Source organism: Mesorhizobium sp. M0894, from assembly GCF_040319725.1.
Lineage (GTDB): Bacteria > Pseudomonadota > Alphaproteobacteria > Rhizobiales > Rhizobiaceae > Mesorhizobium.
Genome location: NZ_JAMYOG010000001.1, coordinates 551,061 through 577,582 on the forward strand (window position 1 = coordinate 551,061; position 26,522 = coordinate 577,582).

Here is a 26,522-nt window from a genome sequence, read left to right on the forward strand (position 1 = left end):
GCTCTCCAGATGGTTTCGACTGGAGCAGCATAGCGCAAGCTACTGCCAGATTCTGGCAGCAGTCTTAAGTGAGCAGCAGCCTTAGCTTGGCTTGTCGAGCGTCGCCCGCCATTCTTTGAGCAGCACCTGGCGACGGCGCGGATAACGCGTCTCGGTGGCGTTGAGGCCGGATATCCGATCGGCGCGAAAGTGCCTGAAATCCTGGCGCATCTCGCACCACGCCGCGACGACGCGCACCTTGTCGAAGAAGCCGAGTGCAAACGGCCAGACGGTGCGCTCGGAGGCAGCGCCGCCGGCATCGCGATAGACAAAGCTCAACTTGTGCTCCTCGCGGATGGCTTGCCGCACCACGCCGAGATCGATGCCTTCGGTGACCTCGGTGCGCGACCCGACCAGCAGCGTCGAGGCATCGAGCTCTTCGCGCAAATCGTCCGGCAGCACGGCGGCGATCTTGGCCAGCGCGTCGGTGGCAGCGTTGGCAAGCCGCCAGTCCGGCTGCTTGGCCACCCAGCGCGAACCGAGCACGATCGCCTCGATCTCCTCGTCGGTGAACATCAAGGGCGGCAGCATGAAACCTGGCCTGAGCACGTAACCCAGCCCCGCCTCGCCCTCGATCGGTGCGCCCTGCCCCTGCAACGTGGCGATATCGCGATAGAGCGTGCGGATCGACACACCCATTTCGCCGGCAAGGCTGCGGCCGCTGACTGGCCGGCGATGCCGGCGCAGGATCTGGATCAAGTCGAGCAGGCGTTCGGCGCGGGACATGGATCGCAACCCGGTTTGGATGGATGCCCAATTTGGATGGACGATAGTGCGCCTGCGCTTTCGGCGGCAAGCAGGATGATCGCCGACCGGAACGTATGCGGCCTGACGCCGTTGTCTGGCCATTATGGATATACGCGGTCTTCTGTTGTTCTGGTCTGTTTTGACCGCCACCGTTGCTGCCCTAAGCCTCGGACCATCCTTCGCCCACGTACTGGAATCGGTGCCGCGGCTGACCAGATGGCCGCCTTCGCTCTGGCGAGAAACCACGGTCTTCAATGCTCAGTTCCAGTTCTTTTTGACTGTCGGCGCACCGCTGGACGTGGCGGCCGTCGCCTGTCCGGGGCTCCTCGCATGGATGCTGCGCGGCGACCGCCCGGCATTCTGGTGGGTGTTGGCCGCCACCATGCTTTATCTGATGGCGCTTGTCGCGTGGGTTGCGCTCGTCAAACCGGCAAACGATGTCCTGGCCACCTGGGTGCCTGGACCGATCCCGGGCAATTTCGAAGCTATCCGGAGCCGCTGGGAAGCCGGCCATATGGTCGTCACCGGCTTCAAGGCCGTCGGTTTCATCGCGCTCGCAGTCGGGCTGCTGTCGATCAGGCGTGGCTGATCCGTTCGCAAACGCCTGCAGCCCTTTTGTTGCGCCGGTCAATTCGCTGTGGCAGAAGCGGCGCAGCCGCCGTCCGGAGATGCGCCTTCTTGAAACCTTTTCGCGACAAACGCCGCGACAGCCGCTCGCCCTCGAAAGGCGGGATGGAGCAGCCACGGCGGCGCGACGCCAATCCAACCGCTGGTCCGGAGACGAAACCGCAGGACCGGTCCGAGCAGAAAGCAGCGCCGCGCCCTCTTTCGCGCCGCGATGGCGCGCTGCCTGCCGAACATCTGCCGCTGATCCTCGAAGTCGGCGCCAATCAGGACTACGCGCTGCTCGACAGCGGCACCGGAGAAAAGCTCGAGCAATACGGCCCCTACCGCATCGTTCGGCCGGAGGGCCAGGCGATCTGGCAAAAGGCTTTGCCGGCCAGGGACTGGGAGCGCGCCGACGCCATTTTCACCGGCGATACTGACGAGGAAGGCATCGGCCGCTGGCGCTTTCCGAAGACGCCGCTCGGCGAGATCTGGCCGATGAAGCATGACGGCATCGACTATCTCGGCCGCTTCACTTCGTTTCGCCATGTCGGCGTGTTTCCCGAGCAGGCCTCGCACTGGGACCACATGGCCGGGCTGATTGCGGCGGCAAAACGGCCGGTGAAGGTGCTGAACCTGTTCGGTTATACCGGCCTTGCCTCGCTGGTGGCAGCGCGTGCCGGCGCCGAGGTCACCCATGTCGATGCTTCCAAGAAGGCGATCGGCTGGGCACGCGAAAACCAGGAGATGGCGGGCCTGTCGCAAAAGCCGATCCGCTGGATCGTCGACGATGCCGTGAAATTCGCCGAGCGCGAGGAGCGCCGCGGCAGCCGCTACGACATCATCCTGTTCGACCCGCCCGCCTATGGCCGCGGACCGAAGGGCGAGGTCTGGCAGCTGTTCGAGGATTTGCCGGCGCTGACCGACATCTGCCGTGGGATCCTGACGCCGAAGCCGCTCGCTGTGGTGCTGACCGCCTACTCGATCCGCGCCTCTTTCTTCGCCATCCACGCCTTGATGCGCGACACCTTCGCCGGCATGGGCGGCACGGTCGAATCCGGCGAATTGATCATCCGCGAGAAATCCGCCGGCCGGGCGCTTTCGACCTCGCTGTTCTCGCGCTGGGTGGCCTGAATGAGTGCGTACGAACGGCACGCGGGCGCGCCAGGGCAGGTGAAGGAAGTCACCAGCCTCGCCAATCCGCTGGTCAAGGACATCAAGGCGCTCGCGCAGAAGAAATTCCGCGACCAGCAGAATGCCTTCATGGCCGAAGGCCTGAAGCTGGTCATCGACGCGCTCGATCTCGGCTGGTCTATCAGGACATTGGTTTTCGCCAAGGCCGGACGTGGCAATGCGGCGGTTGAAAAAGTTGCGGCGCGCACGGTTGCCGCCGGCGGCACCGTACTTGAAGTTTCGGAAAACGTGCTGGTCGCCATCACCCGCCGCGACAATCCGCAAATGGTCGTCGGCGTGTTCTCGCAGAAATTGCTGCCGCTGAAGGACATTCGCGCCCATGATGGCGACGTCTGGGTGGTGCTCGACCGCGTCCGCGACCCCGGCAACCTCGGCACCGTCATCCGCACGGTCGACGCCGTCGGCGCCAAAGGCGTCATCCTGGTCGGCGAGACCACCGATCCCTTTTCGGTCGAGACGGTACGCGCCACCATGGGCTCGATCTTCGCCGTGCCGGTCGCCAAGGCGTCGGCCGAGGCTTTTCTCGCCTGGCGAAAGAGCTTTCCCGGCCTCGTCGCCGGCACCCATCTTAAGGGTGCGGTCGATTACCGCTCGGTCGATTTTTCAAAAGGCCCGGTGCTTTTGATGATGGGCAACGAGCAGCAAGGCCTGCCTGACGAGCTTGCCGCAAGCTGCGACAAGCTGCTGCGGATACCGCAGGCAGGCCGCGCCGATTCGCTCAACCTTGCGGTGGCCACCGGCGTCATGCTGTTCGAGATCCGGCGCGGCGCGCTGAAGCTCGGCCCGGAGGATGCCCGATCGTGACATCCCAAACCGTGAAACTGCAAACCATGAAGTCCTGGAGCCCCTACGCTTTTCTGGTTGTCGCCGCGATAGCGCTCGACCAGTGGCTGAAATATCTGGTCGAGACCGGCCTTGCCTTCCAGGAAAGGCTCGATCTCCTGCCGTTCCTGGCGCTGTACCGCACCTACAACACCGGCATCGCGTTTTCGCTGTTTTCGTCCTTCGGCGACACCGGCCTGGTGGTCGTCGCGGTTCTGGTGGTCGCTTTCGTTCTCTATCTTGCGGCCCGCACGCCGCCCGGCCACCTGCTTGCCCGCGTCGGCTTCGCGCTGATCGTCGGCGGCGCGCTCGGCAATCTGATCGACCGCGCTGCCTATGGCCATGTCATCGACTATATTCTGTTTCACACGCCGGTCTGGTCCTTCGCGATCTTCAACCTCGCCGATGCCTTCATTTCGGTCGGTGCCGTGCTGGTCGTCTTCGATGAGCTCATTGGCTGGTGGCGCGGAACATCGAGCGATTGACCTCACTCGCCCGGCACCGCACATTTCTTATTTGCAAGCCCGAGGAGAAAAAATGCCCGAAACCTTCAAAGCCATCCTCGTTTCGCGCGACGCCGAGAAAAACCAGTCGGTCGCGGTGACCGAGCTCACCGAGGCAGACCTGATGGAAGGCGACGTCACCGTCGCGGTGGAGGCGACGACGGTGAACTACAAGGACGGCCTTGCAATCACCGGCAAGGCGCCGGTGATCCGCCGCTGGCCGCTGGTGCCGGGCGTCGATTTCGCCGGCACCGTCATCTCGTCTTCCAATCCCGACTGGCGCGAGGGTGACAAGGTCATATTGAACGGCTGGGGCGTCGGCGAGACGCATTTCGGCGCCTTTGCCGGACGCGCCCGCGTCAAGGGCGACTGGCTGGTACCGCTGCCGGACGGCATGAGCCCGCATGATGCGATGGCGGTCGGCACCGCCGGCTACACCGCCATGCTTTGCGTCATCGCGCTGGAGCGCCACGGCATCGTGCCCGACCGCGGCCCTGTGGTGGTGACGGGCGCTGCCGGTGGCGTCGGGTCGGTCGCGGTCTCGATCCTGTCCAGCCTCGGCTATCACGTCATCGCCTCGACCGGCCGCAGTGCCGAAAGCCCCTATCTGACCGACCTCGGTGCCGCGGAAGTGATTTCACGCGACGAGCTTGCGCAGCCTGCAAAACCGCTAGCCAAGGAACGCTGGGCCGGCGGCATCGACGCTGTCGGCAGCCACACGCTGGCCAACGTCCTGTCGATGACCTCCTATGGCGGCGCCGTTGCCGCTTGCGGCCTCGCCGGCGGCATGGACCTGCCGGCAAGCGTCGCCCCGTTCATCCTGCGCGGCGTCTCGCTGCTCGGCATCGATTCGGTGATGGCGCCCAAGGCGGTCCGCATCGAGGCCTGGCGCCGCATCGGCACCGATCTCGATCACGGAAAGCTTGCCAGCCTGTCGACGAGCATCGGGTTCGACGGCATCATCGGCGCCGCGCATGACATCGTCGAGGGCAAGATCCGCGGCCGCGTGGTGGTGGACATGTGAGGCTCCAAAGGGAAAAAAGAGCGCGACCGCTAAAATTCGAACGATCAACCACAACCTTCAATAAGCTCTGTCTGGCAGGAATTCCGTATGATTGCGGAACCCGGCATCAGAGAGGCGGAACCAGCCGAACGGGCCGACCGGGCGGCCCCCGAGGCGTCAGGGCGGCAGCTTGTCGCCGCGCCGCCGCTGGCGCCGGAATTGCCGGACGCCAACCGCCACGGCCTGCCCTTCCTGACTCTCGTTGCCATCGTCGTGCTGGCAGGCCTGTCGCATCTGACCGGAGCGCCGATCTTCATCACCATTGGCCTTTTGGCGACAGCCATCGCCGGGCTCGCCATGCATCTGCGCAACAGGCGCACCCAGCGTCGCGCGGTGGCCCTTCTCGATGCCACGACCGCCCGCAGTCGCGCCGAGATCGAGACGCTGGCCGACCGCATGTGGGAGATGCAGGAGAGCGAGGAGCGCTTTCGCGGTCTGATCGATGCACTCGGCGATCTCGTCGTCCACCGCGACCGCGACGGCCATATCGTCTACGCCAACAAGGTTTTCGCCGACCTTGTCGAAACCGACCAGCGCGACCTCGCCGGCAAGACCCTGGCCGAACTAGGCATCGATGTCGGCATCGTTCCCGACGCCGCCTTTTCCGACCATGAATGCCTGAGTTCCACTGATGTCGCCATTCGCACGCCGGACGGCCCACGCTGGTTCTCTTGGATCGAGCTGTCGGTGCGCGACAAGGACAGCGGCGCCGTTTCGCATCGCGCCATCGCCCGTGACATCACCGCCCGCAAACGCGCCGAATCCTCGCTGATCACCGCCCGCGAACGGGCCGAATATGCGAGCCAGGCCAAATCGCGCTTCCTCGCCACCGTCAGCCACGAGATACGCACGCCGATGAACGGCATCATGGGCATGGCCCGGCTTCTCGCCGACACCAGCCTTTCGCCCGAGCAGCGGACCTATGTCGGCGCCATCTCGACCTCGGCCAGCGCGCTGCTGGCGCTGATCGAGGACCTGCTCGACTATTCCAAGATCGAGGCCGGCCGCTTCGATCCCGAACCGCAACCGATGTCGGTGCGCGAGATCGCCGACAATGTCATCGAGCTTTTGGCGGCGCGGGCTTTTGCCAAGGATATCGGCCTCGGCTGCCATGTCGAACCCGACGTGCCGCAGCTGATCACCGCCGACCCCGGCAGGGTCAGGCAGGTGCTGCTCAACCTTATCGGCAACGCCGTCAAGTTCACCGACAGCGGCGGCGTCCTGGCAAGCATCGGCCGCGTCCGCACCGAAACCACCAACCGCATCCGCTTCACCATCACCGACACCGGCCCCGGTCTGCGCGAGGAGGACATGGAGCGCATCTTCGAGGACTTCGAACAGGCTGACGGCACCTCGACCCGTACGCATGGTGGTGCCGGCCTCGGTCTCGCGATTTCCAAGCGCCTGGTGACGGCGATGGGCGGCACTATCTCGGTGTCGAGCCGGCTTGGCCAGGGATCCGAATTCGTCTTCGAGATTCCCGCTATTTCCGCCGTCGAGGCGCTGCAGATCCGCCAGAACGCGCTGTTGGGCCGGCATGCGGTAATCGTGTCGAAGAACCTGGTCGAGGCCGAAGCCATCGCCCGCACCATTCGCGCCAATGGCGGAACGGTCGATCTGGCCGCCGCCGCCGCCCAGGCCGCCCCTTTCGCCGAGGGCTGCAACGTGCTTCTGGTCGATGCTGCCATGGAGCAAAGCGACGGCAGGCTGCTCAGGCGCCTGCGCCAGAGCGGATTTGTCGATTGCGAGGCGGTGACGCTGATCGCGCCGACCGACCGCGGCATGCTTGGCGAGTTCCGTGCCAACGGTTACGCCACCTTCCTGGCGAGGCCGGTGCGCGGCGAGACATTGCTGCGCGTGCTTTTGACCAGCCACGCACCGGTCATCGCCGAGCCGCAACCGCAAAAGCGCGGCGCGCAGGCTGGGCACGCCATTGGCGGCCGCCAGCAGGGCCTGTCGGTGCTGATCGCCGAGGACAACGACATCAACGCCATGCTGGCCCGCGCCACCCTCCTGAAGGCCGGGCATCGGGTGAAAGTGGTCGGCAACGGCAAGGCCGCGGTCGAGGCGGTCATCAGCACCGGCCATAAGCACCGCTACGACGTGGTGCTGATGGACCTGCATATGCCTGTCATGGACGGGCTGGACGCCATCGCCGCCATCCGCCGCCATGAGGAGGAGACCGCGGTTCCGCCGGTGCCGATCATGGTGCTGTCGGCCGACAGCCAGGAAAAGACCCGCCACGCCGTGCTCGCCCACGGTGCCAGCGGCTTCGTCACCAAGCCGCTCGACCCTGATGCCCTGGTTCATGCGGTTGAAGGGCAAGTGGCCGCCTGAGGCACAACATAGACGGTCGATAGATTACCCAGCCGACGAAGTATTGCCCGCAGAGCCGTATCACGGTACTGTCACAATCCTGTTGCACCTACACCGTATCCCCGTGCCAAGAGGGATGGCTCGAAGGAGAATCACTCGTGCATACAGTCATGCCGGAATGTGATGCTCGGCCGAACGCCAGCGGGCCTTTGCTCGTCGGCCGGAACGCCGATGCCGTCATAAAAGGCGCATCGCTCGGCCGCATCGGCAATCTCGAAGTGCGGCTCGCCCGCAACGAGGCCGAGATCGCTGCCGCGCAGGAAGTGCGCTACCGGGTGTTCTACGACGAGCTTGGTGCCAGGAAGGACCTGTTCCAGATGCAGGACCGCCGCGATGCCGACCGCTTCGATCCCCTCTGCGACCATCTGCTGGTCTTCGATACTTCGCTTTCCGGTCCCGAGCATCGCCGCATCGTCGGCACCTACCGCCTGCTGCGGCAGGAGATTGCCGCGGCGGCGGGCGGCTTCTATTCCGAAGGCGAATTCGAGTTGACCAAGCTGATCGCGCGACATCCCGGCCAGCGCTTCCTCGAGCTCGGCCGCTCCTGCGTTCTGCCGGAATACCGCTCCAAGCGCACCATCGAGGCGCTGTGGCAAGGCATCTGGGCCTATATCAATCATTACGGCATTGGCGTGATGACCGGCTGCGCGTCGTTCCACGGCACCGTGCCGGCGGCACATGCAGAGGCGCTGACCTATCTTGCCCACCACTGCCGGACGAATTCATCGTGGGACGTGCGTGCCGTCGCCGGGCGCTATTGTTCGATGGATCTGATGCCGATCGAAGCCGTTAACACCAAGGCGGCGATCGCCGCGATGCCGCCGCTGGTCAAGGGCTATCTGCGCGTCGGCGCGCGCATCGGCGACGGTTGCGTCATCGACCGTGAATTCTCGACGGTCGACGTGTTCGTGGTGATGCCGGTCAAGGAGATCGGTGCCCGCTACGTCAATTATTATGGCGGGGAAGCGCAGCGGTTTGCAGCCTGACACCTTAAATCAGGGAATATCTTCCGGACGCCGGCCAGGCTTGCTTTTGTAGGACGGAAAGGCCCAGCCGAATTTCAGCGCGCCGCCGCGTACGCAGAAAGCCGCCATGAAACCTGCCAGGCCCGACGCAAGCGGCGGCAGTCCGGCGAAATCGCCAAGTGTGTAGAGGCCGGCGCCGGCAAGCGCTGCGGTAACGTAGATTTCCGGTCTCAGGAGCACCGAAGGCTCGCCTGTCAACAGATCGCGCAGAATGCCGCCAAGGGTTGCGGTGAGCATGCCGGTGACGATCGAAACTGCAGGTGACCCGGTGATCGTCAGCCCCTTGGCCGCGCCAATCACCGAAAATGCGGCAAGACCTATGGCGTCGAGCCAGAGCAGCAATTTGTAGCGCGACTCGAAACGATGTGCGCTGAAGAAGACGACGACCGCCACCGCCGCACAGATTAGCACATAGTCGCGGTTTCCCACCCAGAACACGGGCACGTTGAGGATGACGTCGCGAAACGTTCCGCCCCCGATGCCGGCAACGCTAGCCAGAAACAGGTAACCGATAATGTCGAGCTGTTTGCGCGAGGCGGCCAGCGCACCTGTCGCCGCGAAGACGGCGACGCCGGCATAGTCGAGAAGCTCGATCGGGTTCATGGAGGGAATAATGAAATACCGAGTGGGGAATAGCGAGTGGCTCCTGCGAATCTGGATTGACTCCAGATAAATTAAATGATTGAATTGTTCATTCAATTATTTGGGTGGACGTCTATGTCCCCTCGCCGCTACAGCATGGCTTCCCGGACTGCCGCCTTCGCCAAGACGAGGCAGCGCATTCTCGACGCGACAATCAAGCTGCACACCCAGAACGGCATCTTTGGCACGACTTGGAAGGATATCGCTACGGAAGCCGATGTCGCCGTTGGCACCGTCTACAAGCATTTTCCTACTCTGGATGACCTGGTGCCAGCGTGCGGCGAATTGCTGATGGAGCGCCTGCGTCCTCCGTCGCCCGAAGCAGTGACGGAGATAATCGGCGACGCGACCGATCCTGAAGAACGGCTACGCCGGGTCGCCAACGAGCTGTTCGCCTTCTACCAACGTGGCGGACGGCATCTCGAAAGCGACCTGCGCGAGCGCGAGCTTCCGGCCATGCGGGAATGGGAGGAATACCTGCGACACATGGTGGCCGGATTCGTGCGTGAGGCACTGGCGCACGACGGTCCGGGCGATGATGTCGTGCAGGCAATCAGCTTTCTATTCGACTTTCCGACGTTCAACGCCATGCGGATACGCGGCATGACGGTGGACCTCGCCGTCGAAACGGCAACGACAATGGCGCTCTGCTGGCTCAAAGGCAGAGGCCGGACGAGCACGTCTTGAGCGAACAGAATGCGGGAGGCGAAACAAAGGTCAGATGGCAAAGGGAGGAAGTCATGGACACGAATGTCGTTGAAATCACTGAATTTGCATTGAAGCCCGGATTCACCGAGCAGATGTTCCTGCAGACTAGGGATGAAGTGAATGACGAGGTGCGAAAGCTCAAGGGTTTCCTCAACCGTCGCCTGCTCAAATCCGCAGGCGGCTGGACGGAGATATTCGAATGGGCGGACATGGACAGCGCCAAGGCGGCTGGCGAGGTCTGGTCCTCCCTGCCCGGCATCAAAAACTATTGCTCGATGGTGAATTCCGCCTCGATCAAGGTCGGCTACCATTCTGTGGCGGCCGTGGCTGGCGGCGAAGCTGGCAGGAGCACTCCCCACGCCTTTTGCAGTCACGCCTTGGAAGGAGAGGCGCGCTGGTGGCTTGGCTCGCTAGCGGTGATCAAGGCGACAGCGGTCCAGACCGCGGGCCAGTTCACGCTGATCGAAGTGCTCGAGAGCGAAGGTGAGGCGCCGCTGCATGTGCACCATCGCGAGGACGAGTCATTCCTGGTGATGGAAGGCGAGATCGAGTTCGAGATCGGCGGTAAGGCGATTATGGCTGGACCCGGTTCGTTTCTCTTTGGGCCACGCGATGTGCCGCACCGCTATACGGTCAAGCGTGGGCCGGCCCGGATGCTGTTCTTCTTCACGCCTGGCGGTTTCGAGGAACTTCTGAGGGCGACCAGTGTGCCCACCGCCGACAGGCGCATTCCTCCGGACGGCGAAGGAATGCCGGACATGGAGACATTCCCCGACGTGGTCCGCCGCTATGGCTGTGAACTGCTGAGCTGAGGGCAGGAAAGCCTGCACGGCGAACTGTTTGATCGCCCTGAAATCGGATAGGTTGGGGGCGGTCGATCATCCCTCACGCTTTGGTGGCGGTTGCTGGCTAACGGAGCCCTACTCCCAGTTCACGCATCCTTCTCAGCCTGCTCGTTCACCGGCCCCGGCTCCACCGGCGCTTCGCTTGCCACATGCTTGGGGCCGCCCTTGGCGACGCCGACCATGGCCGGCCGCAGCACGCGCTCGCCGATCGAATAGCCGGGCTGCACGACCTGGACGACCGTGTTGGCCGGCACGTCGGGATTGGGCACCTCGAACATCGCCTGGTGGAAATTCGGATCGAATTTCTCCCCCTCGGGCTCGAGCTTCTTCACGCCGTGGCGCTCCAGCGCCGACAGCATGGCGCGCTCGGTGATCTCGACGCCGTCGATCAGCGCCTTGAAGCCGGCATCACCCGACGCCTTGGCCTCCTCCGGGATGGCATCCAGCGCACGGCGCAGATTGTCTGATACCGACAGCATGTCGCGGGCAAAATTGGCGACCGCATAGGCGCGCGCATCGTGGACGTCTCGGGCGGTGCGGCGGCGCAAATTCTCCATGTCGGCCGCCACGCGCAGCGCGCGATCCTTCAGCTCTTCGTTTTCCTTCAGAAGCCGCACAAGCGCTTCATAGTCGCCGTCGACGCCGCCTTCCCTTGGCTCCGCGGCAGCCTCGGTCTTCTCGGCTTCATCGGGCGCGCGTTCGTCTTTTGCCTGGTCGCTCATCGCCGTTTCCCGTCATTTTCAAATGGTGTGGATTTGCGCCCGATATCGAGGTTTAGCGGCCAAAAATCAAGGGGCAAGCGATACTGCAGCCGCTGTTGCGGCTTGATGGCGGACGGCGCAAACCTTTCGATTTTAATTCAAACTTTACCGTAACCGCCGGCTTTGCTTGCCAGGCTACTACAATGCGGGAACCATTCCTCCCTTGGAAGAGTTTCGAAGCCGACACAGGATTTTGAGATGATGCCCCGCAGGAACGGCGAAAAACGCAACGGGCTCGCCGCCGATATCCGGCGCCAGCTCGGCACCGAAGCGACCAAGCGCTTTCTGCGCACCTTGCCGGCCTTCCGCACCGAGTCCGATATTCCCGACCGTCTGAAGGAATTGCTCGACCGCCTGGACGGCGTGGAAGCCAAGGTGGTCGCAGGCGGGCGCCGTCGGTAGCGCGCCGTTGCCAGGGACGCGACCGGCAATTGTGGCCGGTTGCCATCGCGCGACATTTACGCGCAGTAACTTTGCGTGATCTCCGTCTTGCGGCAGCGCCCTGCTCCGCCTATGTTTCATGATGAACATGATTTCCCCCGAAGCTGTGGCAAACAGCAAGCGCGCCTGGTTGAAAATCCTGTCGCGCTATAAAAAGCCCGACAGACGTCGCAGCGCTGTCGAACTCGCCATCACCCTCATCCCTTTCGCCACGTTATGGGCGCTGTCCTCGGCCGCCTATGCCTATGGCCATTGGTGGGGTCTGGTCCTCATCCTTCCGGCCGCCGGCTTTCTGGTGCGGATCTTCATGATCCAGCACGATTGCGGTCACGGCTCCTTCTTTGCCAATCGCTATGCCGACGACTGGATCGGCCGCGTCCTTGGCGTGCTGACGCTGACGCCCTACGATTGCTGGCGCCGCGCCCACGCAACCCATCACGCCAGCGCCGGCAATCTCGACGAGCGCGGCACCGGCGACATCAAGACACTGACCGTCGCCGAATACCGGCAACTGTCGTGGCGGCGCCGGCTCGCCTATCGCCTCTATCGCCATCCGCTGGTGATGTTTGGCCTTGGCCCGATATGGATTTTCATTTTCGAGCAGAGACTGCCCTTGGGCATGATGCGGGGCGGCCTCACCCCTTGGGTGTCGTCGATGTCCACCAACCTCGCCATCGCCGTCATCGCCGCTCTGCTCATCTGGTTCGTCGGCCCCGGCGCGTTCCTGGTCGTGCATCTGCCGATCGTCATTCTCGCCGGATCGGCCGGCATCTGGCTGTTCTACGTCCAGCATCAGTTCGAGGAAACGGAGTGGACAAAGGACTCCGAGTGGGAATTCCAGCACGCTGCCCTGCACGGCTCGTCCTATTACGACCTGCCGCCGGTTCTGAACTGGATCACCGGCAATATCGGCGTCCACCATGTGCACCACCTCTCGGCCAAAGTGCCGTGCTACCGGCTTCCGGAAGTGCTGAGGGACTATCCGGAGTTGCGTGAGATCGGCCGCGTCACGCTTCTCGACAGCCTGCGCTGCGTCAAGCTGGCGCTATGGGACGAGAGCCGCAGCAAGCTCGTATCGTTCCGCGAAGCGCGGATGGCCGTGTAGACGCACCGCCGCACCTAAAGCGCGTCGCGCTCGACCGGCCTCATGCCACGCGCTTTAGGTTCTTGTTTATGCATGCCGTTATCGCAAAACCGCTGCACACTTTTGCGCGACATGCATTAGGGGTGCGGCGGGTTCCAAATTCCGAGCTTAAGCCGCCTGGCGTTGGTCGCGCATCAGGATCTCGCCCTGGCGGATCTCGGTGCCCAGCACTTTCAGGCATTCGCGCATGAACGCGGCAAGGCCCGGCCAGCCCTTGGCCGAAACAAGATTGCCGTCGACATGGGCACCGGTCGGCGCAACATCGATATAGATGCCACCGGCCAGCGTGACTTCCGGCTCGCAATATTGCAGCGCCGCGACTTCGCGGCCGCGCACCACGCCGTCGACCGCGATCAGGATCTGCACGCCGTGGCAGATGGTGAAGATCGGCTTGCCCGTGTCATGGAAATGCCGCACCAGCGCCTGCACGCGCTTGTCGATGCGGATATATTCCGGCCCACGCCCGCCCGCCGCGTAGACGGCGTCGTAGTCGGCCGGGTTGACCTCGGAAAACGTCTTGTTGAGGATGTAGTCGTGGCCGAGCTTTTCCGTATAGGTCTGGTGGCCTTCGAAGTCGTGCAACGAGGTCTTCAGGATCTCGCCGGCCTTCTTGTCGGGGCAAACGACATGGACCGTATGGCCCACCGCATGCATGGCCTGTTCAAAGACGAAAATCTCGTATTCCTCGCTGAACTCGCCAACGAGCATCAATATCTTCTTGCCAGCCATACCCGGTTCCTCCCTTGTGGCCACATTTATTCGGATCGCGAAATAATGGACCTATCCTAAGACGGGGACGGGCAAAATAAAAGATCGAATCGGCAATGTGGTCCGACCAGATCGCGCTTCTGGTCCCCTGGAGCAGATCAGCTGGCGCGCACCCGCCGCCAGGAGTATTTCGGGCCTTTGGCCTCCGGCTTCACCGCCGGCTGGTAGAACAGCGGCAGTCCGCCGGTGCGGCCTTGCTCGAGCCGCTTCAGCAGCACCGGGTGCGAGATCTCGAATTCGTCGAAGCCGAGGCGCAGCATGTGCGGCAGCTGGTCGATAAGCACCTGCCCGGTGGCGCGCATGGCGCCGGTGAAATGGTAACGGCTGCGCAGCAATTCGCCCTTGGAGAACGAGCGGCCGTCATTGAACGCCGGGAAGGCCAGCGCCACCAGCGACAGCTGGTCGAGCAGGCCGGCGATCTTCTCGAGCTGATCGCCGGGCTGCAGCAGCACGCCGATGCGTTCCTTCGCCGACCGCCGCACCTCCGGATCGAGGCCGAGAAACGCCTGCAGCGGCAGGATGAAGCGGCCATTGCCGACCAGCGCCTCGGCGCTTTCGGCATGAACCCACTCGTCCTCGCAAAAACCATTCGGCGTCCACAGCCGGGTGGCGTTTTCCGCTATCAATTCGCTCATCAAGAAATTCCCAAGTCCACAAGGTTCTAAAGTGCAAAACACCTCAGGGGTGTGTTGAGATTCAGGTCAGGCCGAGCCGGAGCCGAAGGCGGGCGCGAAGCGACCAAACTGCGTGGCTTCCGAGAACCGGAGCGGAGCGTACTTTTGGGTACGTGAGCGCCGGAAGCGCAGGAAGCCGCCGTTTGCAGGCCGGCATCACCTGAATATCAATATATCCTAAAGTGAGGCATCGGTCAGCGACTTCTCCAGCCCCGACAAATGGATGCCGCATTCGGTCTTGGCGTGCCCGGCCCAGCGGCCACTGCGCGCGTCGTCGCCCGGCTGCACCGGCTGCGTGCAAGGGAAACAGCCGATCGACAGATAGCCATAGGCGACGAGCGGGTTTTCACGCAGCGCATGTGCGCGCATGTAGCCGGCCTGGTCTGATGTCGTCCAGTGCGCCAGCGGATTGATGCGGATGCGCGAGCCGACCGCCTCGAACACCGGAAGCGCTGCCCGGGTCGCGGCCTGGAAGCGCTTGCGTCCGGTGAACCAGGCGCGGAACGGCTCGACGCCGCGCGCCAGCGGCTCGACCTTGCGCACGTCGCAGCAGGCGTCGGTATCGGTCTCGTTCAGATTGCCGGTCGGGTCGATCCTTGCCAGCGCCGCATCGTCGGGCCTGATCACCCGGATATCGGTCAGCCCGAAATCGGCGACCAGCGCGTCACGATAGCCGAGCGTTTCCTCGAAATGCTTGCCGGTGTCGAGAAAGATCACCGGCAGCGTGCGGTCGATCTCCGCGATCATGTGCAGCAGCACCGCCGAATCCGCGCCGAAGGACGAGACGGCGGCGATTTCGCCGTGAAAGAATTCCCGGGCCGACCGCTCGATGATCTCCAGCGGCTTCAGATGGCCATAGAGCGCGTCGAGGCCCGCCGCTTCGGCGGCGATGCCGGCCTCGACGTCGACGATCCGGTCAAGCGGCCTTGGTTTCGCCAGCATAGAGCGCCTCCTTGAACGGCGCGGGACCGACTCGGCGGTAGGCGTCGATGAATCGTTCGTTTCTGTCCAGCCGAAGCCCGAGATAGGTCTCGACGATCTGCTCGATGGCGTCGGTGATCTCTTCCGAGCTGAAGCCGCGGCCGATGATCTCTCCGACCGAGGTGTTCTCGTCGGCCGAGCCGCCGAGCGTCACCTGGTAGAGCTCGGCGCCTTTCTTCTCGACGCCGAGGATGCCGATATGGCCGACATGATGGTGGCCGCAGGCATTGATGCAGCCGGAAATCTTCAGCTTCAATTCGCCGATCTCGCGCTGGCGCTCCAGCGAGGCGAAGCGCCGCGAGATTTCCTGTGCCACGGGAATCGAACGCGCTGTCGCCAGCGCGCAATAATCGAGGCCGGGGCAGGAGATGATGTCGCTGATCAGGTTGGAATTGGCCGTCGCCAGCCCGATATCGACAAGCGCGTCATAGACCGCCTTGAGGTCGGCACGCGCGACATGCGGCAGGATCAGGTTCTGCTCGTGACTGACGCGCAGCTCGTCGAAGGAATATTTTTCGGCAATGTCTGCGACCGCTTCCATCTGGCTGTCGGAGGCGTCGCCGGGCGTCTCGCCAATGCCCTTGAGCGAGATGGTCACCGCCGCGTAGTCGGGATGGCGATGGGTGACCACATTCTGGTCCAGCCATTCGGAAAAGCTCTTCGAGTCGAGCCGGGCAAGCTTGACCGCCTCGTCGCCTTCCGGCCGATCGACAAGCGCCGGCGGCGCGAAATAGGCGTCGATGGCGCGGATGTCTTCTTCCGGCAGCCTCAGCTCGGCGTCCTTCAACTCCTGCCATTCGGCCTCGACCTGGCGGGTGATCTCCTCGACGCCGGTCTCGTGGACCAGGATCTTGATGCGCGCCTTGAACTTGTTGTCGCGACGGCCGTAGAGGTTGTAAACGCGCAGGATCGCCGTGCAGTAGGACAACAGATCCGCTTCGGGCAGGAAGTCGCGGATCTTCTTGGCCACCATCGGCGTGCGGCCCTGGCCGCCGCCGACATAGACGGCGAAACCAAGCTCGCCGGCGGCGTTCTTCTTCAGATGCAGGCCGATGTCATGCGTCTGGATGGCGGCGCGGTCGCGCTCGGCGCCGGTCACCGCGATCTTGAATTTTCGCGGCAGGAACGAAAACTCCGGATGCACCGACGACCATTGCCGCAGGATTTCGGCATAGGGGCGCGGATCGGCAACCTCGTCGGCGGCGGCGCCGGCGAAGTGGTCGGCGGTGACGTTGCGAATGCAGTTGCCACTGGTCTGGATGGCGTGCATCTCGACGCTTGCCAGGTCCGCCAGGATCGCCGGGATGTCCGACAACGCCGGCCAGTTGAACTGGATGTTCTGGCGGGTCGTGAAATGCCCATAACCCTTGTCGTATTTGCGTGCGATGTGGCCGAGCATACGCAGTTGCTTGCTGTTCAGCGTGCCGTAGGGCACGGCGATGCGCAGCATATAGGCATGCAGCTGTAGATAGACGCCGTTCATCAGCCGAAGCGGCCGGAACTGGTCCTCGGTGATCTCGCCGGCAAGCCGCCGTGCGACCTGGTCGCTGAACTCGGCGACGCGGGCCTTGACGAAATCGTGGTCGAACTCATCGTAACGGTACATTTTCAGGTCTTTCCGGGCGCGTCCGCCCGTTATTTTTTTCGTTCGAGCACGATCGGGATCATGCTTGTGTCATCTATGCCGCGCGTGCGGCCTGCGGACGGGCCTGCTTGCCCAGATCGTGGCGGGTGGTCGGGCCGGCGGCACGGATCTTTTCGCGCAGCCGGACCGCCTCGACAGTGCCGTTGACCACAGTCACGTCGATCAGATTGACGTCGACCACCTCGTTGTCGGCGGAGGCCTTGGCGCCGATCGCCTCCAGCCGGTCCTCGGCCGCCTTGTCATGGGCGATGTCGGCATGGTCGATGATCTCGGCCCAGCCGCCATTGGCGTACCAGACGGCTATGCCGTCGGCGAGACGGTTCGCGGTCAGCACTTTCATTGGTTCACTCCTTCCGCGGCAGCACGGGCCACGCTGTCCTGCCTGTGTGCGGCCAGCGGCTCGGACCGTTCGAAATTGGCGCCGGCGACGGCGTCGCCGATGATCGTCATCACCGGGCCGCTGAGGTCGGCGCGCGCCTCCAGCGACGGCAGGTCGGCGAGCGTGCCGTGGAAACGGCGGCGGTTGGCAAGACTGGCATTCTCGACCACGGCGACGGCCGTGTCCGGCGACAGGCCGGCTTCGATCAGCCGGCCGGCGACCTCGGCGGCGACCGAGCGCCCCATATAGACGGCGACCGTCGCGCCCGAAATGGCGAGCTTTGCCCAATCGGGCAGCGAATTTCCCTTGAGGTCGTGGCCGGTGGTGAACACCATCGACGACGACACGCCGCGCAGCGTCAGCGGCAGTTCGAAATCGGCGGCGGCGGCGAAGGCCGCGGTGACGCCCGGAACCACTTCGTAGGCGACGCCGGCATCGCGAAGTGCCGCCATCTCCTCGCCGGCCCGGCCGAACACCAGCGGGTCGCCGGACTTCAGCCGCACGACGCGCTTGCCGGCGTGGCCAAGCTCGACCAGCAGCGCATTGATCTCGGCCTGGCTCTTGGAATGGCAGCCCTTGCGCTTGCCGACCGGCAGGCGTTCGGCATCGCGGCGGCCCATGGCGACGATGGCCTCCGGCACCAGCGCGTCATGGACGATCACGTCGGCTTCCATCAGCAGGCGATGGGCGCGCAGCGTCAAAAGGTCCTCGGCGCCGGGACCGGCGCCTACAAGCGCGATATGGCCCGATGCCGGTTCGTTCGAAAGCAGCAGGCCGACGGCGGCATCATGCGCCTGCGAAAGCTCGCCGGCCTCCACGGCACGGGCCGGCGCGCCGCCAAAGAAATCGCTCCAGAAGCGGCGGCGGGCATTGCCCTTCGGCAGCAGCTTTTCGGCGGCGCCGCGAAACGACGCGGCAAGTGCCGCGAGCGGCCCGAGCGAGGGCGACAGCATGCGGTCGATGCGGCTGCGCAGCATCTGCGCAAGCACCGGGCCGGCACCTTCCGTGCCGATGGCAATGGCGACCGGCGCGCGGTTGACCAGTGCCGGCGTGAAGAAATCGCAGAGCTCCGGCCGGTCGACGGCATTGACCGGAATGCCCAGCCGGCGCGCATCCCCGGCAACGCGGCGGTCGAGCGCCTCATCGCCGCTGGCGGCAAACACCATCACCGCACCATTGAGATGTGCTGCATTATAGGCGTCGGCAATGTGGGTGGCACCCGTCTCGGCGATGCAGGCCAGCAGATCGGCGCTTGCGGCATCGCTGACGATGCGCAGCACAGCGCTCGACTGAGCGAGCAGCCGCGCCTTGGCCAGCGCTTCCTCGCCGCCGCCGACGATGGCGACGGCTTCGCCCTCGACCCGCATGAAGACGGGAAAGGCATTGAGCTTAGGCTTGGCTTGCGGCATGACGAGCGGAATCCTGGAACCGTTTGCCAGTTCTACGCGGGGGCGCGAAAAACCAGAAGGCACCCACTCGCGCATCGCTTCGTAGCAGGCAATCTCTTTTCTGCAAGCATAACGGCCAAGAGAAAAATATTCCACATTCAGATGCGGAGCGGATTGAAGCTGCTGTTGCGGCCCTTGATCCGCTGCCTTTCTAGCGGCTTGCCGAGCCAGCCACAAAACAGATTTTTCCAATTTCTACCAATTTAGTAGATTAAAGCCGCCGCATGCCAGCCGAGCCATCAAAGACAGCCTGGCGCTCTCGCCGGCTCCTGTCGGAGATACCGGGTCCGAGTACCGGAACATTCACGCCTCGGCACGCGTTTGCTCTATAGGGCCAAGCCCGGTCATGCCCCTGCGGCAAAGGCCCGGCTATGGGCTTGAAAAATCAAAAAGGAGCGCCCCATGAGCAACGTCAGACTGAAACGCGGACTGTGGATCGTGGTGGCAGATGGCGAAAAGGCGCTGTTCCTCGAGAACCGTGGAGACGTCCAATATCCCGACCTTCAGGTCGTGCACGAGATGGAGCAGGAAAATCCGTCAACCCGAGAGCAAGGCACGGACCGCCCCGGCCGCTACAGCGACGGCCCTTCCGTCCACCGCAGTGCGGTCGAGGACACCGATTGGCACCGCCTCGGCAAGGAGCGTTTTGCCGACGAGATTGCCGACCGGCTCTACAAGCTCGCGCATCGCGGCACCTTCAAGGAGATCGTGCTGATCGCACCGCCGCCAGTGCTGGGCGACATGCGCCGGAAACTGCACAAGGAGGTCACCGACAAGATAACGGCCGAAATTCCAAAGACGCTGACCAACCACAGCATACCCGATATCGAGAGCCTGCTGCAGGCGACCTGATCGGGCATCGGCGGTGCGTACATTCCTTATTGATCGTGAGGCTGAAGCAGCCCAGGGCAATCGCATCAGGTTTGTGCTGCCCCTCACCCTTACCCATTCCGGGGCGAGCCGCTTGTCTCGCCCGTCCTTCGGACCCCCGTGAAAGACGGGGAGAGGGGGTTGCCAGCGTTGCGTCCAAGCCCCTTCTCCCTGTCACTTACGGGGAGAAGGTGCCGGTAGGCGGATGAGGGGCAGCGTTCCGCCCTCCCACCCCGACGCAGGGGTGAGGAGAGAAACACAAGGCGGCACGTTCACCCTCCAAGCCTCGCTCCGGAAGATGTCGAAATGGGCCTCCTTCGCCACGTTCCAATCGGTTCAAAGCTGACCGGGGCCGGATCACGGCGACAAAACGTACTGTCGGTCGGGATGCGCCAGCATGGTCATTGACCGTCGAGCATCACGGCCATGCAGATGGTGTCGACATAGCGACCATCAATGCAAACGCTACGCCTGAGGACACCTTCCGTAACGAAACCAGTTTTCTCATACAGCGTTATGGCCCGGCTATTATCGGCGTGCACCGAGAGTTCAACGCGAACGAAGTTTTCTTGCCGAGCCTTTTCTAAGGCGGCGGTGATAAGGCGACGGCCCAGTCCTTGTCCACGATAATCGGGTATGATTCCCATCGCTAAACTTCCGCGATGAGCGTGGGATGGAAAGAAATGGCGGGTGATGTCGCACCATCCCACAACGCGGTCTCCTTCCGTCGCCACGATATGCGGGTTTCGCTGCTTAATCATATTCAAAACGAAATCGCGTGTCTCAGGAAGCGGGAACGCTTCAAGCGTGGTCAGGTATTTTCGCTCCCGCGCGACAACGTCGAGAGCCGCATGGAAACTCTCAATGTGCTCTGCGGCTGTATTGGCGATTTCAACCATACTTCCTCCAAGGTTCTCCGCTTTCCCAAAGTCTTTGTCGAAGATTGTCTCATCCGCAAGCGCCCGGCTTCAAAAACGCCTGTGGCGCAGTAGGAGGCTGCCACACGGGTTGGCGAATCGTGCCTGATGCGTCGCACCCATCTTCCATCCCGAGGACCGCTTCGGTCTGCTAACGGATGAATCCCAGTTCTATCAATGCACAATTAGCAGCGTCTGCCTGCGCGAACGGGATAAGCCCTTTTCCGTATCAATCGCCTGCCTGGAGCAAGCCGCGCCGGGTGGCAACGCTTACCGGCTCTCTGCCTTTTGCTTCTTTGCCATCGATTTCATGGGGATTGCGGGTTGTCTCGCGACTGTCCGAGCCCCCATACTGCCGAGGCGGCGGCTTTCGGGCGGCGCACGTCCGACATGGCAATTCCTGAAGGCGCTCCATAGACAATGCCGCATGACACGCCCCTTATCGCCACCATCGTTGCCGGTCTGGGGCTGGCTTTCGTCTTCGGCGCACTTGCCAACCGTTTTCGCGTGCCGCCGCTGGTAGGCTATCTCATCGCCGGCGTTCTGGTTGGACCGAACACGCCGGGTTTCGTTGCCGATGCCGGCCTCGCCAATGAACTGGCCGAGATCGGCGTCATCCTGCTGATGTTCGGCGTCGGCCTGCATTTCTCGCTGAAGGACCTGTTGTCGGTCCGCGCCATCGCCGTGCCCGGCGCCATCGTGCAGATCGGCTTCGCGACAGCCCTTGGCGCCGGCCTCGCCTGGATGCTCGGCTGGTCGATGGGCGCCGGGCTGGTCTTCGGCCTGGCGCTTTCCGTGGCCTCGACCGTGGTGCTGTTGCGCGCGCTGCAGGAGCGGCGGCTGATCGAGACCGAGCGTGGCCGCATCGCTGTCGGCTGGCTGATCGTCGAGGATCTGGCGATGGTGCTGGCGCTGGTGCTTTTGCCGGCATTGGCCGGCGTGCTCGGCGGCCAGGAGCAGGTGGAGGTGCACTCCGGCGGTCTGCTGTCGCTGCCGGCGAGCTACGGCGTCTGGGGCGTCGTCGGCATCACACTGGCCAAGGTCGCGGCCTTTGTCGTGGTCATGCTGGTGGTCGGCCGCCGGCTTATCCCCTGGATCCTGCACTACGTCGCCCATACCGGATCACGCGAACTGTTCCGGCTGGCGGTGCTTGCGATTGCGCTTGGCGTCGCCTTCGGCGCGGCCAAGCTGTTCGGCGTGTCGCTGGCTCTCGGCGCTTTCTTCGCCGGCATGATCATGAGCGAATCCGAGCTCAGCCATCGGGCGGCCGAGGAATCGCTGCCGCTGCGCGACGCCTTTTCCGTGCTGTTCTTCGTTTCGGTCGGCATGCTGTTCGACCCGTTCAGCCTGATCAGCAATGGCTGGCCGATCCTGGCGACGCTGGCCATCATCGTTATCGGCAAGTCGCTGGCAGCCTTCGTCATCGTCGTCGTTTTCCGCTATCCGGTCGCAACGGCATTGATGATTTCGGCAAGCCTTGCCCAGATCGGCGAATTCTCGTTCATCCTGGCCGAACTCGGCGTCGGGCTGAAACTGCTGCCCGAACAAGGCCGCGACCTCATCCTCGCCGGCGCCATCCTGTCGATCGTCCTCAATCCGCTGATGTTTCTTGCCGCCGACCGGATGAAACCCTGGCTGGAAGCACGCGCCGGCAGGACGGCGCCGTCCGGCGAAGCAAGGCCGATCGGCCCGGCGACCGAACCCGGCCAGGTGGCTTCGGTCGCGGCGCCCGCGAAGGAGGATGGCCCGCCGCCCAGGACGAGGCTGACCGGCCACACCATCCTGATCGGCTACGGCCGCGTCGGCAGCCTTGTCGGCACATCGCTGAAGCAGGCCGCTGTGCCCTTCCTCGTCATCGAGGATGCCGACAAGACGTTGGCGAAGCTCAAGGCCGAAGGCGTCGAAACCGTACCCGGCAACGCGGCGAGTGGCGACGTGTTCGCCGCATCCAATCCCGAGGGCGCCATGCGGCTAATCCTGGCCATTCCCAACGCCTTCGAGGCCGGGCAGGTCGTGCTGCGCGCCCGCGCCGCCAATCCGGCAATCGAAATCATCGCCCGCGCCCATTCCGATGCCGAGGTCGAGCACCTCAAGGGCCTTGGTGCCGACACCGTCATCATGGGTGAACGCGAGATCGCCCGCGGGATCGTCGAGGAGGTTTTGGCAGCACCGAAAGCGCCCACGGCAGCCTAAGCCTGCGCTGCCCCGCCAGCGTAGCGGTCAAGCCCCTTCTCCCCGTTCTTCACGGGGAGAAGGTCCCGGCAGGGGGATGAGGGGCAGCGTCAACGATTGATCAAAACCAACCGCTCAAACGTGCTGGCCGCCGTTGATGTGGATTTCTGAGCCGGTCACGTAGGACGCCTGCTGCGAGCACAGGAAGAAGATGATGTCGGCGACTTCCGCCGTGGTGCCCAGGCGCCTCAGCGGGATGGTCTCGACGATTTTTTCCGTGCCCGGCGACAGGATCGCCGTATCGATCTCGCCCGGCGCAATCGCGTTGACGCGAATGCCGTGCGGGCCGAAATCATGCGCCATCTCGCGGGTCAGCGAGCCGAGTGCCGCCTTCGACGTTGCATAGGCGGTGCCGGCAAAGGGATGCACCCGGGTGCCGGCGATCGAGGTGACGTTGACGATCGAGCCCTTGGCCGATGCCAGCTCCTTGAACAGTCCTCGCGCCAGCATGATCGGGGCGAAGAAATTCACCTGGAAGACGTCGCGCCAGACATGCATCGGCGTGTCGATCGAGTTCATGCGGCTGTTGCCGTCCTTGAGCTTGGGCGAGATGCCGGCATTGTTGACCAGCGCATGCAACTGCCCGCCATGCGCCTCGAGCCGGTGGCGGATTTCCGAGATGGCGATGCCGACATCCTCCTGGTCGGCGAGGTCGACCTTGATGTGGTCTTCCGGGCCGGCCGGCCACGGGCAGTCCTCGGCAAAGGCCTGGCGCGAGCAGGTGATGACGCGCCAGCCTTCACGTGAAAAGCGCTTGACCGTGGCATGGCCGATACCGCGGCTGGCGCCGGTCAGCACGATGGTCTTTCTGGTGTCGGGTTCAGCCATGTCGCGTCTCCAAGCGGGAGATGTAGCGGAACGCGGCAGCGGTGGCGAGGGGCCTGTCGTTCAGCCGCCTGTCAGAATGTCCAGGATCGAGGTCTGCCGCTTCTTGACCGGGCCGCCGACATTGCCGGGCGGCACCGGATGCTTGATCGATCCGGTTGTGCCGTCGACACCCGGCATGGCCAAGCCGCCGGCATCGACCGTCTCGGCGGGACGCACGGGACGCGAAGCCGACTGGGTAGCTGCCGCGGGCGCCGCTGATTGGCCAACGGAAGCGACCGGCGCCGGCGGCGCCGTATCGGACGGTATCTCGTCCGGGACGATGGTGTCGGGCGGCGTCGACTTCCAGGTTCCAGGCAGCGGCCGCACCGGCACGCCCTCATGCGCGGCGACCATGAACTCGTGCCAGGCCTGCGCCGGCAATGCGCCGCCGGTGACCTTCCTCATCGCGCTGCCGTCATCATTGCCGAACCAGACGCCGGTGGTCAGATTGGCTGTATAGCCGATGAACCAGGCATCGCGCGAATTCTGGCTGGTGCCGGTCTTGCCGGCGGCCGGCCAGGCGAACGCCGCCTTCCTGGCCGTGCCGATCTCGACCGTGCCGGTCATCATCGAATTCATCATGCCGACAATGTCGGCCTTGACGACGCGCGGCGCGCCGCCGCCATTGTTTTCGTAGAGCACCTTGCCGTCGCTTGTCGTGACGCGGTGGATGAAATGGATGTCCGGCTTATAACCGCCATTGGCGAAGGGAACATAGGCCGACGTCAGTTCCAGCGGCGTCACTTCCGAGGTGCCGAGCGCGATCGAGGTGTTGGCCGTCAGCTCGGACTGGATGCCCATGCGGTGCGCTGCCTCGACCACCGCATTCGGCCCGACTTCCATGGTCAGCTGCGCGGCGACCGAGTTCAGCGACTTTGCCAGCGCCGTCGCCAGCGTCACCTTGCCGAAATATTTGCCGCCGTAATTGTCGGGCGTCCAGTTGCCGATCTTGATCGGCGCGTCGTTGCGCACGCTGTCGGGCGTACGGCCGGATTCCAGCGCCGCCATATAGACGAACGGCTTGAACGCCGAACCCGGCTGGCGGCGCGCCTCCGAGGCGCGGTCGAACTGGCTGGTCGAATAATCATAGCCGCCGACCATGGCGCGCACCGCGCCGGAATTGTCGATCGACACCAGCGCGCCCTGGCTGACATTGAGCTTCTTGCCGCTTTGGTCGATCAGCCTCCGGATCGATTGCTCGGCGAGCTTCTGCAGCGTCAGATCGACGGTCGTGTCGACAACGATGTCGCGGCGCACGTCGCCGATCAGGTCGGGCAGTTCTTCCATGATCGTGTCGGCGACATAGTTTTCCGAGCCGGTCCAGTAGGACGGCGCGCGCGTCGCCGGCGCGCTCATCGCCGTGGTCATCTCCTTGGCGCTGATCGTGCCCTCGTCGCGCATCGCGGCGAGCACCAGCTGCGAACGCTGTTCGGCCGCCTTCGGGTCGCGCGCCGGCGACAGCCGCGACGGCGCCTTGAGCAGGCCGGCGAGAAGGGCGGCCTCCGACAGTGTGACGTCGCGCGCGCTCTTGCCGAAATAGCGGCGCGAGGCCGCTTCGACGCCATAGGCACCGGAGCCGAAATAGACCCGATTGAGGTACATTTCGAGGATCTGGTCCTTCGTATGCTTGTGCTCGAGCCACAGCGCCAAAAGCACTTCCTGCACCTTGCGTTCCAGCGTGCGGTCCGGCGTGAGGAACAGGTTCTTGGCCAATTGCTGGGTCAGCGTCGAGCCGCCCTGCGAAAAATGCCCGCCGAGCACATTGGTCACCATGGCCCGGGAAAGGCCGATCGGATCGATGCCGAAATGCGAATAGAAGCGGCGGTCTTCGATGGCGATAACGGCCTCGGGAATATAGGGCGACATTTCGTGCAGGCCGACGGCCTCGCCGCCGCTCATGCCGCGATTGCCAAGCAGCTGGCCGTCGACCGAGACGATCTTGATGTTGGGCGCGCGGTCGGGAATGGCCCAGGTGGTGGCCGCCGGCATCTTCGCGCCGTAGTAGACGACGATGCCGGCAGTGGCGATGCCGCCCCAGATGGCCAGCACGAAGCACCAGTAGAACAGCCGGCCGAGCACGCCGAACAGGCCGCGCCGGCCTTTGCCGCGCCCGCCACGCGACGGCTTGGCCTTGGACGATTTGCGCTTTGCAGTAGAGGCTTTACGGTTGCTCGGCACGACGCGGTCCTCCTCGCTCACCGAAAAACCCGCCGAGGACCTCGCCCCCGGCGATGTCTCGAAGCTGGGTTCGATGCGACTGTCTTTCCGGTTCGCCATGCGCTGTGCTGTCTTCCCCATGCCTATGGCGTTCGGGTTGAAGACTAGATGCGGCGATTTAAGGGCGGGTTAAGTCGGGAAAAATCGAAGTAAACTGTATTCAATCACTTGCGAAGCACGCCCGGCTCGCGACAGTGCCAAAGCCGAAACGAAAAAACCCGCCTCGGCGGGCGGGTCGTTGGCGCCAATAAGCACCATAGCGGGATTAATAGCATAGCTGCCGGCACAAAGCAAGAACAAAATACGCTTCGCCTCAGAATAATCACTTCAGTTCGGCGGTTGCGACAACCCTCAGTCGTCCGCGTCCGGGTCGTCGGAGGCCGGCCGCCAGCTGATCGGTTCGATCTTCTTTTGCGTATGGCCGTCCGTATAGGCCCACCAGCCGGCGTCGCTTTCGTCCCAGTCGCCGCCGGCCGCCTTCAGCCGGTCGAGCGAACGGTATTGCGCGATGCTTTCGTTCATCACGCCGTCCCTATCCTGCCAGTAGACGGTGACCTTGGAACCGTCCTTCGGTGCCGTTTCGATCGGTTTTCGCGCAGCCATTTCCA

Annotated in this window: 26 protein-coding genes; 13 read left to right on the forward strand and 13 right to left on the reverse strand. The window is 63.8% G+C overall.

The window, feature by feature from the left end; genetic code table 11:
• Window positions 1-81: 81 nt before the first annotated feature.
• The gene (locus NKH91_RS02750) at window positions 82-765 is read right to left on the reverse strand and encodes a helix-turn-helix transcriptional regulator (RefSeq protein WP_023718953.1); all 684 of its coding nucleotides are present in this window, start codon (window positions 763-765) and stop codon (window positions 82-84) included.
• 124 nt (window positions 766-889) lie between these two features.
• On the opposite strand from NKH91_RS02750, the gene NKH91_RS02755 reads away from it, so the two are divergent.
• From NKH91_RS02755 to olsB, 7 genes are all read left to right on the forward strand, one after another.
• Window positions 890-1,375, forward strand: coding sequence for a DUF1772 domain-containing protein (locus NKH91_RS02755; RefSeq protein ID WP_023718952.1), 486 nt, complete (start codon window positions 890-892; stop codon window positions 1,373-1,375).
• Between the two features lie 89 nt (window positions 1,376-1,464).
• Window positions 1,465-2,526 (forward strand): RsmD family RNA methyltransferase, encoded by a 1,062-nt coding sequence (locus NKH91_RS02760; protein ID WP_352847379.1) that lies wholly within the window; start codon window positions 1,465-1,467, stop codon window positions 2,524-2,526.
• On the forward strand, window positions 2,527-3,390 hold the full coding sequence (locus NKH91_RS02765; RefSeq protein WP_023718950.1) for a TrmH family RNA methyltransferase: 864 nt from the start codon (window positions 2,527-2,529) through the stop codon (window positions 3,388-3,390).
• A 26-nt stretch (window positions 3,391-3,416) separates the two neighbouring features.
• The gene (gene lspA, locus NKH91_RS02770; protein WP_023718949.1) at window positions 3,417-3,893 is read left to right on the forward strand and encodes a signal peptidase II; all 477 of its coding nucleotides are present in this window, start codon (window positions 3,417-3,419) and stop codon (window positions 3,891-3,893) included.
• Window positions 3,894-3,945: 52 nt separating this feature from the next.
• Window positions 3,946-4,935, forward strand: coding sequence for an acrylyl-CoA reductase (NADPH) (gene acuI, locus NKH91_RS02775; RefSeq protein WP_352847377.1), 990 nt, complete (start codon window positions 3,946-3,948; stop codon window positions 4,933-4,935).
• 87 nt (window positions 4,936-5,022) lie between these two features.
• A complete protein-coding gene (locus NKH91_RS02780; protein ID WP_023718947.1) occupies window positions 5,023-7,311 on the forward strand; it encodes a hybrid sensor histidine kinase/response regulator in 2,289 nt (762 codons plus the stop codon).
• Window positions 7,312-7,460: 149 nt separating this feature from the next.
• Window positions 7,461-8,336 (forward strand): l-ornithine N(alpha)-acyltransferase, encoded by an 876-nt coding sequence (gene olsB / locus NKH91_RS02785; protein WP_023675251.1) that lies wholly within the window; start codon window positions 7,461-7,463, stop codon window positions 8,334-8,336.
• Between the two features lie 9 nt (window positions 8,337-8,345).
• On the opposite strand, the gene NKH91_RS02790 is transcribed toward olsB, so the two are convergent.
• Window positions 8,346-8,978, reverse strand: coding sequence for a trimeric intracellular cation channel family protein (locus NKH91_RS02790; RefSeq protein ID WP_023718946.1), 633 nt, complete (start codon window positions 8,976-8,978; stop codon window positions 8,346-8,348).
• A 75-nt stretch (window positions 8,979-9,053) separates the two neighbouring features.
• Here NKH91_RS02790 and NKH91_RS02795 point away from each other — a divergent pair, with 75 nt between their 5' ends.
• Window positions 9,054-9,704: a TetR/AcrR family transcriptional regulator gene (locus NKH91_RS02795; RefSeq protein WP_352483594.1), complete on the forward strand. Its 651-nt coding sequence runs from the start codon at window positions 9,054-9,056 to the stop codon at window positions 9,702-9,704.
• Window positions 9,705-9,757: 53 nt separating this feature from the next.
• Complete coding sequence (locus NKH91_RS02800; protein WP_352847375.1) at window positions 9,758-10,537, forward strand: cupin domain-containing protein; 780 nt, start codon at window positions 9,758-9,760, stop codon at window positions 10,535-10,537.
• 119 nt (window positions 10,538-10,656) lie between these two features.
• Here the strand turns inward: NKH91_RS02800 and grpE are convergent, their stop codons facing one another.
• On the reverse strand, window positions 10,657-11,292 hold the full coding sequence (gene grpE / locus NKH91_RS02805; protein ID WP_023675250.1) for a nucleotide exchange factor GrpE: 636 nt from the start codon (window positions 11,290-11,292) through the stop codon (window positions 10,657-10,659).
• 237 nt (window positions 11,293-11,529) lie between these two features.
• Between grpE and NKH91_RS02810 the strand changes: the two genes are divergently transcribed.
• Complete coding sequence (locus NKH91_RS02810; RefSeq protein WP_023718943.1) at window positions 11,530-11,733, forward strand: hypothetical protein; 204 nt, start codon at window positions 11,530-11,532, stop codon at window positions 11,731-11,733.
• A 121-nt stretch (window positions 11,734-11,854) separates the two neighbouring features.
• Entirely contained in the window at window positions 11,855-12,877 is a 1,023-nt protein-coding gene (locus NKH91_RS02815; protein WP_352483596.1) for a fatty acid desaturase, read from the forward strand.
• Window positions 12,878-13,024: 147 nt separating this feature from the next.
• Here the strand turns inward: NKH91_RS02815 and NKH91_RS02820 are convergent, their stop codons facing one another.
• From NKH91_RS02820 to cysG, 6 genes are all read right to left on the reverse strand, one after another.
• A complete protein-coding gene (locus tag NKH91_RS02820; protein WP_352847372.1) occupies window positions 13,025-13,645 on the reverse strand; it encodes a DJ-1/PfpI family protein in 621 nt (206 codons plus the stop codon).
• Window positions 13,646-13,782: 137 nt separating this feature from the next.
• Window positions 13,783-14,319, reverse strand: coding sequence for a DUF934 domain-containing protein (locus tag NKH91_RS02825; protein ID WP_352717410.1), 537 nt, complete (start codon window positions 14,317-14,319; stop codon window positions 13,783-13,785).
• A 216-nt stretch (window positions 14,320-14,535) separates the two neighbouring features.
• Window positions 14,536-15,300: a phosphoadenylyl-sulfate reductase gene (locus tag NKH91_RS02830; protein ID WP_352847370.1), complete on the reverse strand. Its 765-nt coding sequence runs from the start codon at window positions 15,298-15,300 to the stop codon at window positions 14,536-14,538.
• A complete protein-coding gene (locus tag NKH91_RS02835) occupies window positions 15,275-16,945 on the reverse strand; it encodes a nitrite/sulfite reductase (protein ID WP_023718939.1) in 1,671 nt (556 codons plus the stop codon). The genes NKH91_RS02830 and NKH91_RS02835 overlap by 26 nt, the downstream gene beginning before the upstream one ends.
• 73 nt (window positions 16,946-17,018) lie before the next feature.
• A complete protein-coding gene (locus tag NKH91_RS02840; RefSeq protein ID WP_023718938.1) occupies window positions 17,019-17,324 on the reverse strand; it encodes a DUF2849 domain-containing protein in 306 nt (101 codons plus the stop codon).
• On the reverse strand, window positions 17,321-18,772 hold the full coding sequence (gene cysG / locus NKH91_RS02845; protein ID WP_352592662.1) for a siroheme synthase CysG: 1,452 nt from the start codon (window positions 18,770-18,772) through the stop codon (window positions 17,321-17,323). The genes NKH91_RS02840 and cysG overlap by 4 nt, the downstream gene beginning before the upstream one ends.
• A gap of 441 nt (window positions 18,773-19,213) precedes the next feature.
• On the opposite strand from cysG, the gene NKH91_RS02850 reads away from it, so the two are divergent.
• On the forward strand, window positions 19,214-19,663 hold the full coding sequence (locus NKH91_RS02850; protein ID WP_352847368.1) for a baeRF12 domain-containing protein: 450 nt from the start codon (window positions 19,214-19,216) through the stop codon (window positions 19,661-19,663).
• A gap of 419 nt (window positions 19,664-20,082) precedes the next feature.
• Here NKH91_RS02850 and NKH91_RS02855 read toward each other — a convergent pair whose 3' ends face one another.
• Window positions 20,083-20,580, reverse strand: coding sequence for a GNAT family N-acetyltransferase (locus NKH91_RS02855; RefSeq protein WP_352847366.1), 498 nt, complete (start codon window positions 20,578-20,580; stop codon window positions 20,083-20,085).
• A 438-nt stretch (window positions 20,581-21,018) separates the two neighbouring features.
• On the opposite strand from NKH91_RS02855, the gene NKH91_RS02860 reads away from it, so the two are divergent.
• Window positions 21,019-22,791, forward strand: coding sequence for a cation:proton antiporter domain-containing protein (locus NKH91_RS02860; protein WP_352847363.1), 1,773 nt, complete (start codon window positions 21,019-21,021; stop codon window positions 22,789-22,791).
• A gap of 114 nt (window positions 22,792-22,905) precedes the next feature.
• Here the strand turns inward: NKH91_RS02860 and NKH91_RS02865 are convergent, their stop codons facing one another.
• The 3 genes from NKH91_RS02865 to NKH91_RS02875 form a co-directional block, all read right to left on the reverse strand.
• Window positions 22,906-23,658: an SDR family NAD(P)-dependent oxidoreductase gene (locus tag NKH91_RS02865; RefSeq protein ID WP_023718933.1), complete on the reverse strand. Its 753-nt coding sequence runs from the start codon at window positions 23,656-23,658 to the stop codon at window positions 22,906-22,908.
• 60 nt (window positions 23,659-23,718) lie between these two features.
• Window positions 23,719-25,974 carry a transglycosylase domain-containing protein gene (locus tag NKH91_RS02870; protein ID WP_352847361.1) on the reverse strand — a complete coding sequence of 752 codons (2,256 nt, stop codon included), beginning with the start codon at window positions 25,972-25,974 and terminating at the stop codon, window positions 23,719-23,721.
• A gap of 291 nt (window positions 25,975-26,265) precedes the next feature.
• Complete coding sequence (locus NKH91_RS02875) at window positions 26,266-26,517, reverse strand: hypothetical protein (protein WP_352483601.1); 252 nt, start codon at window positions 26,515-26,517, stop codon at window positions 26,266-26,268.
• Between the last annotated feature and the right edge of the window lie 5 nt (window positions 26,518-26,522).

Excerpts from the sequence above, each read along its gene's own strand:
- NKH91_RS02810 (WP_023718943.1), top strand. The coding sequence starts at position 11,530 with ATGATGCCCCGCAGGAACGGCGAAAAACGCAACGGGCTCGCCGCCGAT.
- NKH91_RS02830 (WP_352847370.1), bottom strand. The coding sequence starts at position 15,300 with ATGCTGGCGAAACCAAGGCCGCTTGACCGGATCGTCGACGTCGAGGCC.
- NKH91_RS02820 (WP_352847372.1), bottom strand. The coding sequence starts at position 13,645 with ATGGCTGGCAAGAAGATATTGATGCTCGTTGGCGAGTTCAGCGAGGAA.
- olsB (WP_023675251.1), top strand. The coding sequence starts at position 7,461 with ATGCCGGAATGTGATGCTCGGCCGAACGCCAGCGGGCCTTTGCTCGTC.
- NKH91_RS02875 (WP_352483601.1), bottom strand. The coding sequence starts at position 26,517 with ATGGCTGCGCGAAAACCGATCGAAACGGCACCGAAGGACGGTTCCAAG.
- NKH91_RS02755 (WP_023718952.1), top strand. The coding sequence starts at position 890 with ATGGATATACGCGGTCTTCTGTTGTTCTGGTCTGTTTTGACCGCCACC.
- NKH91_RS02780 (WP_023718947.1), top strand. The coding sequence starts at position 5,023 with ATGATTGCGGAACCCGGCATCAGAGAGGCGGAACCAGCCGAACGGGCC.
- NKH91_RS02840 (WP_023718938.1), bottom strand. The coding sequence starts at position 17,324 with ATGAAAGTGCTGACCGCGAACCGTCTCGCCGACGGCATAGCCGTCTGG.
- NKH91_RS02795 (WP_352483594.1), top strand. The coding sequence starts at position 9,054 with ATGATTGAATTGTTCATTCAATTATTTGGGTGGACGTCTATGTCCCCT.
- NKH91_RS02835 (WP_023718939.1), bottom strand. The coding sequence starts at position 16,945 with ATGTACCGTTACGATGAGTTCGACCACGATTTCGTCAAGGCCCGCGTC.
- cysG (WP_352592662.1), bottom strand. The coding sequence starts at position 18,772 with ATGCCGCAAGCCAAGCCTAAGCTCAATGCCTTTCCCGTCTTCATGCGG.
- NKH91_RS02790 (WP_023718946.1), bottom strand. The coding sequence starts at position 8,978 with ATGAACCCGATCGAGCTTCTCGACTATGCCGGCGTCGCCGTCTTCGCG.
- NKH91_RS02800 (WP_352847375.1), top strand. The coding sequence starts at position 9,758 with ATGGACACGAATGTCGTTGAAATCACTGAATTTGCATTGAAGCCCGGA.
- NKH91_RS02815 (WP_352483596.1), top strand. The coding sequence starts at position 11,855 with ATGAACATGATTTCCCCCGAAGCTGTGGCAAACAGCAAGCGCGCCTGG.
- NKH91_RS02850 (WP_352847368.1), top strand. The coding sequence starts at position 19,214 with ATGAGCAACGTCAGACTGAAACGCGGACTGTGGATCGTGGTGGCAGAT.
- NKH91_RS02865 (WP_023718933.1), bottom strand. The coding sequence starts at position 23,658 with ATGGCTGAACCCGACACCAGAAAGACCATCGTGCTGACCGGCGCCAGC.
- NKH91_RS02825 (WP_352717410.1), bottom strand. The coding sequence starts at position 14,319 with ATGAGCGAATTGATAGCGGAAAACGCCACCCGGCTGTGGACGCCGAAT.
- acuI (WP_352847377.1), top strand. The coding sequence starts at position 3,946 with ATGCCCGAAACCTTCAAAGCCATCCTCGTTTCGCGCGACGCCGAGAAA.
- NKH91_RS02750 (WP_023718953.1), bottom strand. The coding sequence starts at position 765 with ATGTCCCGCGCCGAACGCCTGCTCGACTTGATCCAGATCCTGCGCCGG.
- lspA (WP_023718949.1), top strand. The coding sequence starts at position 3,417 with ATGAAGTCCTGGAGCCCCTACGCTTTTCTGGTTGTCGCCGCGATAGCG.
- NKH91_RS02765 (WP_023718950.1), top strand. The coding sequence starts at position 2,527 with ATGAGTGCGTACGAACGGCACGCGGGCGCGCCAGGGCAGGTGAAGGAA.
- grpE (WP_023675250.1), bottom strand. The coding sequence starts at position 11,292 with ATGAGCGACCAGGCAAAAGACGAACGCGCGCCCGATGAAGCCGAGAAG.
- NKH91_RS02855 (WP_352847366.1), bottom strand. The coding sequence starts at position 20,580 with ATGGTTGAAATCGCCAATACAGCCGCAGAGCACATTGAGAGTTTCCAT.
- NKH91_RS02860 (WP_352847363.1), top strand. The coding sequence starts at position 21,019 with ATGCCGCATGACACGCCCCTTATCGCCACCATCGTTGCCGGTCTGGGG.
- NKH91_RS02870 (WP_352847361.1), bottom strand. The coding sequence starts at position 25,974 with ATGGCGAACCGGAAAGACAGTCGCATCGAACCCAGCTTCGAGACATCG.